Below are 12,819 nucleotides of genomic sequence, written 5' to 3' on the forward strand. Positions count from 1 at the left end.
CTCGGCGCGGCCTGGCGCACAGTGTCCCCGCCTGCGGCGCTGGCCTGCAATGCCTCGTTGTGGCGGGCGGTGCCGACGGGGTGGGGACCACGTCTGTGCGGTGTCAGGGGTTCGGCGGCTCGTGCCGGTCGATGTGATCGCGGAACCAGTCGAGCATGAAGCGGTGTGAGGCGATGCCGTAGTCGAGCGCCGCGCGCTGGTGGGTGACGAGGTCGCGGTGTTTCTCAGGGGAGTCCAGGGTGTCGAGGTGCTTGTCGATGGCCGCGAGCGCGGCGAGGTCGGTTTCGATGCGTGCGGTGATGCGGCGGAGCGCCGGTCCGCGTTCGACCGGCTCCAGCAGACCGAGGAAGTAGAGCCTGGACAGCGCCGCGGTCTCCAGATCGGGCCCGGCCAGCTCCTCGGTCATCCACGCGCGGAACTCCTCACGACCGGCGTCGGTCACCCGGTACACCTTCCGCCCCCGGCCTCCGGCCTCGATGCTGGCGACCTCGATGAACCCCCGCGCGAGCAGGGTGTCCAGCGCACGTTTGATGCTGCCGGAGCTGGCGCTGTAGAAGAGCGCGACGCCGGCCTCGAATCCTTTGATGAGGTCGTAGAAGCTCTGCGGGACGATCAGGAGCAGACCGAGGATCACATGGGCCATGGGCCGAGCCTAGACTGTTGTGTCTCATAGACATGTCTAGTAGACATATAAGCTCGCAGGACCCTCTCCCCATGGTCGACCTGCCTCGGCCAGTGAAGGCGTGGCGACGGGTCACATCGAGGGGAACGGAGACAAGGAGCCTTCACGTGACATCGCTGCCCGCCACGACCCATGCTCAGGACAACCGCGTTCCCGGCGACGTCGACACGCGGCTGACGGGCCTGTTGGCGAAACTTGTCACGCAACGCGGCATACACCACGCCAACGTCGCCGTCACCAGCGGCGACGGGAAACAGCGCTGGTCCGCCGCCGCCGGCCCGGCCGGTGCCGACGATCACCCACTGGGTCCCGACAGCCCGTTCTTCATCGCGAGCATCACCAAGCGCTTCACCATCACACTGGTGCTGCAGGCGCACGAGCGTGGCGAGCTCGAGCTGGCCGCGCCGATCAACAACTACCTGCCAGCGGAGGTGACCACCGGACTCCATGTCCTCGGGGGGATCGACCGGACGTCCGCGATCGCGGTGCGCCACCTCGCGAGTCACACATCCGGTCTCCCCGACCACTTCGAGAAGCGTCGTGAAGGCCCCAGCCTGTATGAGCGCCTCACCGCTGGTCAGGATCTGGCCTGGACCTTCGAGGACACGATGCGGACTACGCGCGAGCAGCAGCGCCCGCACTTCGAGCCGCAGGACCTCACCGCCGCCCGGCAGAAGGCCCGCTACTCCGACACCGGCTTCCAGTTGCTCATCCGCATCATGGAGACGGTGACCGATCGGTCGTTCGCCGATCTGCTGACCGAACGGATCCTCGGTCCGCTCGGCCTGAGGCACACCTGGCTCCCAGGACACCGGCCGCCGGATCCGGCGACCGCGGTGCCCTCGCCGCTCTACGCGAAACAGCGCCGTGTGGAGCTGACCTCGTTGATCGAGTCCAGCAACGACCTGTTCAGCACCACCGGCGATCTCCTCACCTTTCAGCGAGCGCTGCTCGACGGCGCACTCTTCGCCGACGCCCGCTCACTGAAGCTGCTCACCGAGCGGCGCAACCGGCTGCGCAACATCCCCGTCCTCCGGTACGGACTGGGCACCATGTACTTCAAGGTCGGTCGGCTCGTGTCACCGGGGCGCGGCCCCGTCACGCTCGTCGGGCACTCGGGAGTCACCGGGACTTGGCTCTTCCACTGTCCGGAGCTCGACCTGCACCTGGTCGGCACCGTTGACCAAACCAAGGGGCAGGCCATCCCCTTCCGGTTCATGGCACGGTGCCTGGGCGCCTGGCGAACGTGAGGCGAAAGCGCGGACGAGCACTGCCCGGCGCCAGTGACCTCTTCCGCGCCGCGAGCATGGTGACTACGCCGCCGGCTTCGCTACCTCCGACGGCTCGGGGTCGTCCGACGACAGACTGCTGTCTGCCATCGGTGAACACCACCCCGAGCGGGCGCGACGGTCATTACCGTTCAGTCGCATGACGACGGTCTCAACCCGTACGGTCGAATACCCGGCCGACAACCTGACGATGATCGGGTACCTCGCGCTCCCGGCCGGTGCCGGGCGCCGGCCCGCGGTCCTGATCGGGCCCGAGGGGATGGGGCTCAGCGATGTCGAGCGCCGACGGGCCGAGGCTCTGGCCGAACTGGGGTACGTGGCGCTGGCCTTCGACCTCCACGGCGGACGCTATTTGGAGGACCCGGAGGAAATGCTGGCCCGTTGCATGCCGCTGCTCGCCGATCCCGACCGCATGCGAGGAATCGGTCACGCCGCGCTCAGCGTGTTGCGTGCCGAATCACGGGCCGACCCCGACCGGATCGCCGCCATCGGCTACGGCACCGGGGGCGCAGTGGCACTGGAACTCGGTCGCGATGGCGTCGACCTGCGCGCGATCGGGACAGTCAACGCAACCACCACGGGCCGGCCGGGCGAGGCGGCACGCATTCGCTGCCCGGTATGGGCCGGGGTCGGGTCGGAAGACCCGATCATGCCGCCCGCGCAACGGGAGGCGTTCACCGCGGAGATGCAGGCCGCGGGCGTCGACTGGCGCCTCGTGGTCTACGGAGGAGCCCTTCACGCCTTCCACCACCCACCGGTCGACCACGCCGCGCCTCCTGGCGTCGGCTACCACCCACGGCACGCACAGCGAGCCTGGCGTGACATCGTCGCCCTGCTCGCCGAGTGCCTGCCCGTCACGGATTGATCCGATCGGCTCCTGGTACTCACTCCTGCCCACCGTCGTCGTCAGCTGTCCGGGTCGGGGTCGTGCTAGGCGTGCTCCGAAAGCAGGACGACGGTGGTGCCCGGTTCCAGTGCCTCGAACACGTGGGGCTCGTCGCCGGGGTAGGCGACGTAGTCACCCGGGCCCACCTCGACCGGCTCGTCCGCCAGGCCGACCAGTGCGCGGCCATGGCAGACGACCACGTGCTCGATGAAACCGGGCCGGTGCGGGTCCGAGCGGCGCGCGCTGCCCGGCTCCGCCCGGATCAGGTAGATGTCACGCCGGGCGTGCGGCGGGCAGGACGCCAGCAGGGTGGCCAGGTAGTCGGCCTCCTCGGAGGCCACGGTGACGCCCTCGCCGGAACGGATCACGTGCACCCGGGGCACCGGGGGCTCGACCAGCCGGGAGAACGGCACGTCGAGCGCCTTGCCCAGCGCCCACAGCGTCTCCACGCTCGGGTTGCCGGTGGCCGACTCCAGCTGGGACAGCGTCGACTTGGCGATGCCCGCCAGCCGGGCCAGTTCGGTCAGCGTCATCCCGGCGCGTTCGCGTTCGCGCCGGAGCGACGCCGCGATCACGTCGAGCGGGGCGCCTTCGGTAGCCATCTGTGTTCGCTCCGTCAGTCGTTTCGTTCGCCTTGACGAACAGCCGGTCCGTCTGTTCATCTTAGGCGGTGATACGTTCGATACAGCGAACCCTGGGCCGGGACCTGATGCGCGACATCGCGCTGGTCTGCCTCGCCGACGGCATCGTCGGCCTCTCCTACGGCGCCATCGCGGTCAGCTCCGGCTTCGAGGTCTGGGTGCCGATGCTGCTTTCGGTGGTCGTCTTCGCGGGGGCGTCGCAGTTCCTGTTCATCGGCCTGGTCGCCTCCGGCGGCAACCCGATCGCGGCGGTGGTGGCGGGCCTGCTGGTGAACGCGCGGCACATCCCGTTCGGGTTCGCCGTGGGCGACGTCTTCGGCAAGGGCTGGGGCCGGCGCCTGCTCGGCAGCCACCTGATGCTCGACGAGACGGTCGCGTTCGCGCTGGCCCAGGAGGATCGGCGCCGCCGCCGCGCGGCCTACTGGGCCTGCGGGATCAGCCTGTTCGTGGTGTGGAACGCCAGCGTGGTGGCCGGGGCGTTCGCCGGGACCGCGATCAGCGACACCGGCGCCTTCGGCCTCGACGCGGCGTTCCCGGCGGTGCTGCTCGCGCTGGTCCTGCCCTCGCTCAAGGACCGCGGCGTGCGCAACGCCGCGCTGGCCGGCGCGGTGCTGGCGGTGGCCGCCACGCCGTTCCTGCCCGCGGGGCTGCCGGTGCTGCTGGCCCTGCTCGGTGTGCCGCTCGTGCTCGCCGGGCGCGGCGAGCCGGACAAGACCGAGGCCGGGGTGACCGCGTGATCATCTCGCCGATGCTGCTGATCGTCTGCGCCGTCGTGCTCGGCGCGGGCACCTTCGCCTTCCGGTTCGCCGGACCGGCACTGCGCGCGAAGGTGGAACTGAACGCACGCGCCGAGAAGCTGATGGCCGCCGCCGCGGTGGTCCTGCTCGCCGCGCTGGTGGCGACCTCGGCGCTGGTCGAGGGCACCGAGTTCGCTGGCTTCGCCCGGCCCGCCGGGGTGCTGGTGGGCGGGGTGCTGGCGTGGCGGAAGGCGCCGTTCGTGGTCGTGGTGCTCGCCGCGGCCGCCACGGCGGCGGGCCTGCGCCTGCTCGGCGTGCCCTGAGCTCGACCCCCGGCTGCCGCCGCCGGCTCGAGGCCCTAGGCTTGACCAGCGGAATTCCAGTCGGGAGGAACTACACGTGTCGAAGGCGCGGCCGGTGGTCGGCGTGCTCGCCCTGCAGGGCGACGTGGCCGAGCACCTGGCGATGACCGAGCGGGCCGGTGCCGTCGCGGTGCCGGTGCGCCGCGCCGCCGAGCTGTCCGAAGTGGACGGTCTGGTGCTGCCCGGTGGCGAGTCCACCACGATGTCCCGCCTGCTGGAGACCTTCGAACTGCTCGAGCCGCTGCGCGAGCGGCTGCGCGCGGGCCTGCCCGCGTTCGGCTCCTGCGCCGGGATGATCCTGCTGGCCCGCCAGGCCCTCGACGGCCGCCCGGACCAGCACCAGCTCGACGCGCTGGACATCGTGGTGCGCCGGAACGCCTTCGGCAGGCAGGTCGATTCCTTCGAGGAGGACCTCGCATTCACCGGGGTCGACGGGCCGCCGCTGCACGCGGTGTTCATCCGCGCCCCCTGGGTGGAGAAGGCGGGCCAGGAGGTCGAAGTGCTGGCGCGGGTACCGGAAGCTCCCGGGCACCAGGACGCGGCCGCTAGGATCGTCGCGGTCAGGCAGGGGATGGTGCTCGCCACGGCCTTCCACCCGGAACTCACGGGTGACGAGCGCGTGCACCGGCTGTTCGTGCGAATCGTGCGTGGGCAGGCATAAGAACGGCGGCACGCCGCCGGATCGGATGGAGGAAAGATGAGCGGCCACTCCAAGTGGGCCACCACCAAGCACAAGAAGGCCGCCCTCGACGCGAAGCGTGGCAAGCTGTTCGCGAGGCTGATCAAGAACATCGAGGTGGCCGCGCGGACCGGCGGGGGCGACCCGGACGGCAACCCGACGCTGTTCGACGCGATCCAGAAGGCGAAGAAGAACTCCGTCCCGCAGGACAACATCGAGCGCGCGCGCAAGCGCGGTGCCGGTGAAGAAGCGGGCGGCGCCGACTGGCAGACGATCATGTACGAGGGCTACGGCCCGAACGGCGTTGCCGTGCTCATCGAATGCCTCACCGACAACAAGAACCGCGCCGCCAGCGAGGTGCGCACGGCGCTGACCCGGAACAACGGCTCGCTGGCCGACCCGGGTTCGGTGGCGTACCTGTTCAACCGCAAGGGCGTGGTGCTGCTGCCGAAGGCCGACGCCGGCGAGGACGACGTGCTGATGGCCGTGCTCGACGCGGGCGCCGAAGAGGTCAACGACCTCGGTGACAGCTTCGAGATCGTCTCCGAGGCCACCGACCTGGTCTCGGTGCGGAAAGCCTTGCAGGAAGCCGGGTTCGACTACGAGTCGGCGGAGGCGAGCTTCGTGCCGTCGGTCAACGTGCCGCTCGAAGCCGACGGCGCGCGCAAGGTGTTCCGGTTGATCGACGCCCTCGAGGACTGCGACGACGTGCAGAACGTGTGGGCGAACTTCGACGTTTCCGACGAGGTCCTCGCCGAAGTCGGCTAGTTCTTCGCCGGTGCTTCTTGGGTGGGGCCTCGGTCATGCGGCAGAATGTGAGCCGTGAAGACCGAGGCCCTCGCTCCAGAAGAACAGGCTCTGCAGGACTGGATCGTCGCCGAGGGCGAACGCCGCGGCAACGCGGTGATCCAGGTGCCCGCCGACGACGAGGGCGCCGGTTACTGCTTCACCGCCTGCGCCTGGGCGATGCACGAGGTGCCCGAGGCGGTGGTGATCGGCCTGCCCGACCACGTCGGCCCGGTGCTGCTCGACGCCTACGTCGACCGCGCGGCCGCGGGGGAGCGGTTCGAGTTCGGCAAGCTGTACCAGGACTTCTTCGAGGGGCTCCCGGTCACCTTCGAGAAGGTGGCGCTCGGGCACTACACCGAGTACTTCGGCAGCGCCTTCCTGATCTACCCCGAGGGCGATTTCCCGGCCGTGCAGATCATCGTGCCCACCCCGGACGGGAAGTGGCCGTGGGACCCCGACGCGCCCGAGGGGTTCATGACCTGGCAGCACGTGCTGACCGAAAGCGGCGAGCCGGAGAGCTGGACTCCCGGGGTCACCGGACCCTGACCGGCGCGTCCCCGCCGGTTCGGCGGCCCGGCGCCGGTAGCCTGCTCCTCGAACTGTTGTTCGGCGAGGAGTGGAACCTGTGCGTGTGCTCGGTGTGGATCCCGGCCTGACCCGCTGCGGTCTCGGCGTGGTGGACGGGGGTGCCGGGCGCACGGTCAGCTGCGTCGCGGTCGACGTGGTGCGCACGCCCCCGGAGGCGGACCTGGCCAGCAGGCTGCTCGCGGTGGCCGACGCGGTGGAGACCTGGTTCGACACCTACCGGCCCGAAGCGGTCGCCATCGAGCGGGTGTTCAGCCAGCACAACGTGCGCACCGCGATGGGTACCGCGCAGGCCGGGGGAGTGGTGGCGCTCGGCGCCGCGCGCCGCGGGCTGCCGGTCCACTTCCACACGCCGAGCGAGGTCAAAGCCGCGGTCACCGGCTCGGGCCGGGCGGACAAGGCGCAGGTCACCGGCATGGTCACCAAGCTGCTGGGGCTGGCGCAGGCACCGAAACCGGCGGACGCCGCCGACGCGCTCGCGCTGGCGATCTGCCACCTGTGGCGGGAACCGATGCGAGTCAGGCTCGCCGCCGCCGAGGCGCGCGCGGCCGAAGTGGCGAAGGTCCACCGCGCCCGGCTGGCCGAGGCAGCGAAGAAGAATGCGAGGGCGGGACGATGATCTCTTCGGTGCACGGGGAAGTGCTCTCCGTCGGACTCGACCACGCGGTGGTCGAGGTCGGCGGGGTCGGGTTCGCGGTGCAGGCCACGCCGAGCACGCTCGCCACGCTGCGCCGGGGCGAGAAGATCCGGCTGCACACCTCGCTGGTGGTCCGCGAAGACTCGCTGACGCTGTTCGGCTTCGCCGACGCCGACGCGCGTGAGCTGTTCGTGCTGTTGCAGACGGTCTCCGGCATCGGGCCGCGCCTGGCGCTGGCCGCGCTGGCCGTGCTCGACCCGGACAAGCTGCGTTCCGCGGTCGCCGACGGCGACATCAACGTCCTGACCCAGGTGCCCGGCATCGGCAAGAAGGGCGCCGAGCGGCTCAGCCTCGAACTGCGGGACAAGGTCGTCGCGGTACCCGGCGCGAGCCCGGCCGACGCGGTGCCCGTCGCCGGTGGCGCGGTGCGCGCCGAAGTGGTCGAAGCGCTGGTGGGCCTCGGTTTCGCGGCGAAGCAGGCCGAGCAGGCGGTGGACCGGGTGCTCGGCGAAGCTGGTGAAGGCGCTTCGGTGGACACCGCACAGGTGCTGCGCTCGGCGCTGACCACCCTGGGTCGCAAGCGCTAGGCGGGCACCGTGCACGATGACCCGGTGACCGAGCCCGAACCGGATCTCGCCGAATCCGAGACGCTGTCCGCGTTCGCGCAGACCGGCGACCGGGACGTGGAGACCACGCTCCGGCCCCGCAAACTGGACGACTTCGTCGGCCAGCCGCGGGTCCGCGAGCAGTTGCAACTGGTGCTGGAGAGCGCGCGCCGCCGCGGCGTGCCACCGGACCACGTGCTGCTGTCCGGCCCGCCGGGGCTGGGCAAGACGAGCATGTCGATGATCATCGCGGCCGAGCTGGACGCCGCCATCCGGATCACCTCCGGGCCCGCGCTGGAACGGGCGGGCGACCTCGCCGCGATGCTGTCCAACCTCGCCGAGGGCGACGTGCTGTTCATCGACGAGATCCACCGCATCGCCCGCCCCGCCGAAGAGATGCTCTACCTGGCGATGGAGGACTTCCGGGTGGACGTGGTGGTCGGCAAGGGGCCGGGTGCCACCAGCATCCCGCTGGAGATCGCGCCGTTCACGCTGGTCGGGGCCACCACCCGGTCCGGCGCGCTGACCGGCCCGCTGCGCGACCGCTTCGGCTTCACCGGGCACATGGAGTTCTACAGCGCCGACGAACTGGCCCAGGTGCTGCGCCGCTCGGCCACCATCCTCGGCGTCCCGCTGGAAGCCGACGGCGAAGCCGAAATCGCGCGCCGCTCCCGCGGCACACCCCGGATCGCGAACCGGCTGCTGCGCCGGGTCCGCGACTACGCCGAGGTCCGCTCGGACGGCCGGGTCAGCCTCGACGTCGCCCGCGCCGCGCTCGAGGTCTACGACGTGGACGAACTCGGGCTCGACCGGCTCGACCGCGCGGTGCTCAGCGCGCTGGTGAAGTCGTTCCACGGCGGCCCGGTCGGGGTGGCCACGCTGGCGGTCGCCGTCGGCGAGGAGTCGACGACCGTGGAAGAGGTGTGCGAGCCCTACCTGGTCCGCGCGGGTATGCTCGCCCGGACCCCCCGCGGCAGGGTCGCTACCCCCGCCGCGTGGGAGCACCTCGGGTTACGCCCACCGACCGAGGTGCCATGGGAGGCCGGACGGTTCGACCAGGGCAACCCTGGTCTGTTCGGGTAGCGGGGCGGCTCCGCGCCGGGTACGCGCCCGTGCCCGGCGACGGCCCCGCGGGTGGTACCTGGCACACTCGAACAAGCAGACCCAGAACAAATCGGGCGAATCGGCAGGCGGTCCGCCGCTGTCGCACCCGCTGAATGGAGAGTCATGGAAGGCCTTTTCCTGCCGCTGCTGCTCATGCTGGTTGTGGCGATCCCCCTGTTCCTGGGGAGCCGCAAGCAGAAGCAAGCGGCAGCCCGTCAGCAGGAGCTGCAGAACAACCTGGCCGAGGGCGACCGCGTGATGACCACCTCCGGTCTCTACGCGACCGTCGCGGACACCGGTGGCGACACCACCATCGACCTCGAGATCGCGCCCGGTGTGGTGACCACCTGGCTGCGCCAGGCCGTTCGCGAGAAGGTCGAGCCGGTTGTCGAGGACGACGTCCTCGAGGACGCCGACGAGATCGACTCGGCGACCGACGCTTCGATCATCGAGCCGACCACGGGCATCGGTGAGCCGGTCAAGACCGACAGCGCCGAGGACGAGAAGAAGGTCGCCGAGAAGGCAGGCCCGCAGATCGCGCCGCCGCTGGAGCACGGCAAGAAGTAACACCCTGCGAGCCGGCGCGCACGCGCCGATGAGGGGGTAACGCAGGGCTCACGCAGCACCGAGTAGTGTCTCGGTGCTGCGTATGCCCGCGTCCGCGCGGGCTTACCCGGACAACTTTCCACTCAGGCAGGCCCTGTTCCATTCGGGAAGGCCCCAGTTCGAGGAGACCGACGCACCGTGGCACCACCGGCCGGGCAGATCCGCCCGGGACGCTATCTCGCGTTCTTCGTCCTGATCGTCATCGGTTTGTACTCGCTGGTGTTCTTCACCGGCAACGGGAAACCGACCCCCAAGCTGGGCATCGAGCTGCAGGGCGGCACGCGGGTCACGCTGACCGCGCGCACGCTGGACGGCGCCGAGCCGTCGAAGGAAGCGCTCGAGCAGGCGAAGACGATCATCGAGACCCGGGTCAACGGGATCGGCGTCGCCGGCACCGAGGTGGTGCTCGACGGCAACAACGTCGTCATCACCGTGCCCGGTGAGCAGGGCGACCAGGCCAAGAGCCTGGGCCAGACGGCCAAGCTCGGCTTCCGCAAGGTGGCCACCGTCCAGCCGAACACGCCGACCCCGCAGCAGCAGCCCGGCACCCAGCCGCCCGCTTCGCAGCCGCCTGCCAGTGGCCAGCCGAGCGAGGCGCCCGCCGCCGGTCAGCCGTCGGCGCCGCCCGCGGGTGGTGCCGCGCCCGGTGCCGCGCCCGCGCAGGAACAGCCCGCGCCGCCCGCGCCCGGTTCGCCCGAGGCCGAGGCCGCCGCGATCCAGGCCGCCAAGGCGCTGCGGCAGAACCCCGCCCTCGTCGCCGACCCGGCCGACCCGGCCGCGGCCGCCGCCGCCCAGCAGTTGCAGCAGGAGACGCTGGCGCAGTTCCAGTGCACCCCGAACGACCCGCTGCGCGGCAACGACGACCCGACGCTGCCGCTGGTCGCCTGTCTCAAGGACGGCTCGCAGAAGTTCGTGCTGGAGCCCGAGTTCCTGCCCGGCACGATGATCGACACCGCCAGCTCCGGCTACGACAGCCAGCGCGGCGGCTACGTGGTGGACCTGTCCTTCAAGGCCGACGGCACCAAGGTCTGGGGCGACTTCACCTCGGCCAACGTGAACCAGCAGGCCGCGTTCGTGCTGGACACCCAGGTGGTCTCGGCGCCGAACATCACCGTGCCGATCCTCGACGGGCGCACCCAGATCACCGGTGGCTTCACCCAGTCCGAGGCGAAGAACCTGGCCGACGTGCTGAAGTACGGCTCGCTGCCGCTGTCGTTCGCCTCCTCCGACGCCACCACGGTGTCCGCGACCCTGGGCCTGGCTTCGCTGCAGGCCGGGCTGATCGCCGGGGGCATCGGCCTGCTGCTGGTGTTCGTCTACTGCCTGTTCTACTACCGCCTGCTCGGGGTGCTGACGATCCTGTCGCTCGGCCTGTCCGGGTTGATCGTCTACGGCGTGCTCGTGCTGCTCGGGCGGTGGATCAACTTCTCGCTCGACCTCGCGGGCGTGGCCGGGTTCATCATCGCCATCGGTGTCACCGCGGACTCGTTCGTGGTGTTCTTCGAACGGCTGAAGGACGAGATGCGCGAGGGCCGCTCGTTCCGCTCGGCGGTGCCGCGCGGCTGGATCCGGGGGCGGCGCACCATCCTCGCCTCGGACGCGGTCATGTTCCTCGCCGCCGCCGTGCTCTACCTGCTCGCGGTCGGTGAAGTGCGTGGTTTCGCGTTCACCCTCGGCATGTCCACCGTGCTCGACCTGGTCGTGGTGTTCCTGGTGACCCACCCGCTGGTGGCCATGGTGTCGAAGTCCAAGACACTGTCGAACCCGAAGATCTCCGGGCTCGGCGGGGTGCAGCGAGTCGGCTCACAACGCCGCACAGCCAAGGTCGCCGGCGCGACCGTGAAGGAGGCCTGACGTGGGGGTCGAGGACTTGGGCGCCAAGAAGAAGGGTTCGGTGTTCCACCGGCTCTACGTCGGCACCGGCGCCTTCGACATCGTCGGCGCGCGGAAGTACTGGTACGTCTTCTTCGGGCTGCTGATGCTGGTGTGCATCGGCTCCATGGGGATCAAGGACTTCAACCTCGGCATCGACTTCGAGGGTGGCACGCAGATCCAGATGCCCGCCGCCGGGGCCTCCGGCGAGGTCGACGAGCAGCGCGCGAAGGAGGTCTTCGCCGACGCCGCCGGTGAGCCCGCCGCCGAAGCGCAGAAGGTCGGCAGCGGCGCGGCGCAGACCGTGCAGATCCGGTCCGACACGCTGGACGCCGGCCAGGTCGCGAAGGTCAAGCAGGCGTTGTTCGACGCCTTCCAGCCGCTCGGTGCGAACGGCCAGCCCAGCCAGCAGTCCATCAGCGACAGCGCGGTCAGCGCGTCGTGGGGCGGGGAGATCTCGGAGAAGGCGCTCATCGCGCTCGCGGTCTTCCTGGTGCTGGTGACCATCTTCCTGGCGCTCTACTTCGAACGCTGGATGGCGGTCGCGGCGCTGATCTCGCTGGTCCACGACATCGTGGTCACCGCGGGCATCTACTCGCTGGTCGGCTTCGAGGTCACCCCGGCAACGGTGATCGGCCTGCTGACCATCCTCGGGTTCTCCCTGTACGACACCGTGGTGGTGTTCGACAAGGTCAAGGAGAACACCCGCGGCATCCTGGGCCTGACCAGGCGCACCTACGCCGAGGCGGCCAACCTGGCGCTGAACCAGACGCTGATGCGGTCGATCAACACCGCGGTGATCGCCCTGCTGCCGGTGCTCGGCCTGCTGATCATCGGCTACGTCCTGCTCGGCTCCGGCACGCTGCAGGACCTGGCGCTGGTGCAGCTGACCGGCATGCTGGCCGGTGTGCTGTCCTCGGTCGCGCTGGCCACCCCGCTGCTGGTCGACTTCAAGATGCGCGACCCGAAGTTCAAGCAGCAGGCGCAGCGCGTCAAGGCCCGCCGGGAGAACCTCGCCCGCAAGGCCGCCGAGCGCGACGCCGGGATCGAAGACGACGACTTCGACGCCAGCGACGACGAGCAGCTCAACGCCGAACTGCGCAAGGAGCGCGCGTACGCGGCCGCGGCCAGCGTGCCCGCGCGCAACCAGAAGGCCACGCCGCGGCGTGGCCGCCCGTCGGGCAAACAGCCGTCAGGCAAACGCCGCCGCTGACCGCCCACTTCGAATGCTATGAGTGGGGCATTACTTGCCTCTTCCAGACCAGCGCGCAGCTCCGTTGAGGGTCGCGGTGGGCGACGGGAGGGCGCGAGTAATGCCCCATTCATGGCATTGGGCCGGGAGATG

Annotated in this window: 15 protein-coding genes; 13 read left to right on the forward strand and 2 right to left on the reverse strand. The window is 70.4% G+C overall.

Features of this window, described 5'->3' with window-relative positions; genetic code table 11:
• Window positions 1–103: 103 nt before the first annotated feature.
• The gene (locus tag L3Q67_RS27205; protein WP_499184288.1) at window positions 104–643 is read right to left on the reverse strand and encodes a PadR family transcriptional regulator; all 540 of its coding nucleotides are present in this window, start codon (window positions 641–643) and stop codon (window positions 104–106) included.
• 146 nt (window positions 644–789) lie between these two features.
• Between L3Q67_RS27205 and L3Q67_RS27210 the strand changes: the two genes are divergently transcribed.
• Window positions 790–1,932 (forward strand): serine hydrolase domain-containing protein, encoded by a 1,143-nt coding sequence (locus tag L3Q67_RS27210; RefSeq protein ID WP_499184289.1) that lies wholly within the window; start codon window positions 790–792, stop codon window positions 1,930–1,932.
• 178 nt (window positions 1,933–2,110) lie between these two features.
• Entirely contained in the window at window positions 2,111–2,836 is a 726-nt protein-coding gene (locus tag L3Q67_RS27215) for a dienelactone hydrolase family protein (RefSeq protein ID WP_499184290.1), read from the forward strand.
• Between the two features lie 65 nt (window positions 2,837–2,901).
• Here the strand turns inward: L3Q67_RS27215 and L3Q67_RS27220 are convergent, their stop codons facing one another.
• Entirely contained in the window at window positions 2,902–3,459 is a 558-nt protein-coding gene (locus tag L3Q67_RS27220; protein WP_499184291.1) for a helix-turn-helix domain-containing protein, read from the reverse strand.
• Between the two features lie 71 nt (window positions 3,460–3,530).
• On the opposite strand from L3Q67_RS27220, the gene L3Q67_RS27225 reads away from it, so the two are divergent.
• The 11 genes from L3Q67_RS27225 to secF all read left to right on the forward strand — a co-directional run bounded on the left by L3Q67_RS27225 (window position 3,531) and on the right by secF (window position 12,687).
• Window positions 3,531–4,235 (forward strand): AzlC family ABC transporter permease, encoded by a 705-nt coding sequence (locus L3Q67_RS27225; protein ID WP_499191649.1) that lies wholly within the window; start codon window positions 3,531–3,533, stop codon window positions 4,233–4,235.
• Between the two features lie 11 nt (window positions 4,236–4,246).
• On the forward strand, window positions 4,247–4,558 hold the full coding sequence (locus L3Q67_RS27230) for an AzlD domain-containing protein (RefSeq protein WP_499191650.1): 312 nt from the start codon (window positions 4,247–4,249) through the stop codon (window positions 4,556–4,558).
• A 142-nt stretch (window positions 4,559–4,700) separates the two neighbouring features.
• Window positions 4,701–5,258: a pyridoxal 5'-phosphate synthase glutaminase subunit PdxT gene (gene pdxT, locus L3Q67_RS27235; RefSeq protein WP_499191651.1), complete on the forward strand. Its 558-nt coding sequence runs from the start codon at window positions 4,701–4,703 to the stop codon at window positions 5,256–5,258.
• A gap of 36 nt (window positions 5,259–5,294) precedes the next feature.
• Window positions 5,295–6,044 carry a YebC/PmpR family DNA-binding transcriptional regulator gene (locus tag L3Q67_RS27240; RefSeq protein WP_209668191.1) on the forward strand — a complete coding sequence of 250 codons (750 nt, stop codon included), beginning with the start codon at window positions 5,295–5,297 and terminating at the stop codon, window positions 6,042–6,044.
• Window positions 6,045–6,098: 54 nt separating this feature from the next.
• Window positions 6,099–6,611 (forward strand): DUF4262 domain-containing protein, encoded by a 513-nt coding sequence (locus L3Q67_RS27245; RefSeq protein ID WP_499184292.1) that lies wholly within the window; start codon window positions 6,099–6,101, stop codon window positions 6,609–6,611.
• Between the two features lie 79 nt (window positions 6,612–6,690).
• The gene (ruvC, locus tag L3Q67_RS27250) at window positions 6,691–7,269 is read left to right on the forward strand and encodes a crossover junction endodeoxyribonuclease RuvC (RefSeq protein WP_499184293.1); all 579 of its coding nucleotides are present in this window, start codon (window positions 6,691–6,693) and stop codon (window positions 7,267–7,269) included.
• Window positions 7,266–7,874, forward strand: a complete 609-nt coding sequence (gene ruvA, locus L3Q67_RS27255; RefSeq protein ID WP_499184294.1) for a Holliday junction branch migration protein RuvA — start codon at window positions 7,266–7,268, stop codon at window positions 7,872–7,874. The genes ruvC and ruvA overlap by 4 nt, the downstream gene beginning before the upstream one ends.
• A gap of 24 nt (window positions 7,875–7,898) precedes the next feature.
• Window positions 7,899–8,975: a Holliday junction branch migration DNA helicase RuvB gene (ruvB, locus tag L3Q67_RS27260; RefSeq protein ID WP_499184295.1), complete on the forward strand. Its 1,077-nt coding sequence runs from the start codon at window positions 7,899–7,901 to the stop codon at window positions 8,973–8,975.
• A 144-nt stretch (window positions 8,976–9,119) separates the two neighbouring features.
• The gene (gene yajC, locus L3Q67_RS27265) at window positions 9,120–9,563 is read left to right on the forward strand and encodes a preprotein translocase subunit YajC (RefSeq protein WP_499184296.1); all 444 of its coding nucleotides are present in this window, start codon (window positions 9,120–9,122) and stop codon (window positions 9,561–9,563) included.
• A 177-nt stretch (window positions 9,564–9,740) separates the two neighbouring features.
• Window positions 9,741–11,456 carry a preprotein translocase subunit SecD gene (gene secD / locus L3Q67_RS27270; RefSeq protein WP_499184297.1) on the forward strand — a complete coding sequence of 572 codons (1,716 nt, stop codon included), beginning with the start codon at window positions 9,741–9,743 and terminating at the stop codon, window positions 11,454–11,456.
• Between the two features lies 1 nt (window position 11,457).
• Window positions 11,458–12,687 carry a protein translocase subunit SecF gene (gene secF / locus L3Q67_RS27275; RefSeq protein ID WP_499184298.1) on the forward strand — a complete coding sequence of 410 codons (1,230 nt, stop codon included), beginning with the start codon at window positions 11,458–11,460 and terminating at the stop codon, window positions 12,685–12,687.
• Window positions 12,688–12,819: the final 132 nt, after the last annotated feature.

It is taken from the genome of Saccharothrix sp. AJ9571 (assembly GCF_021725495.1).
GTDB classification, from domain to species: domain Bacteria; phylum Actinomycetota; class Actinomycetes; order Mycobacteriales; family Pseudonocardiaceae; genus Amycolatopsis; species Amycolatopsis magusensis.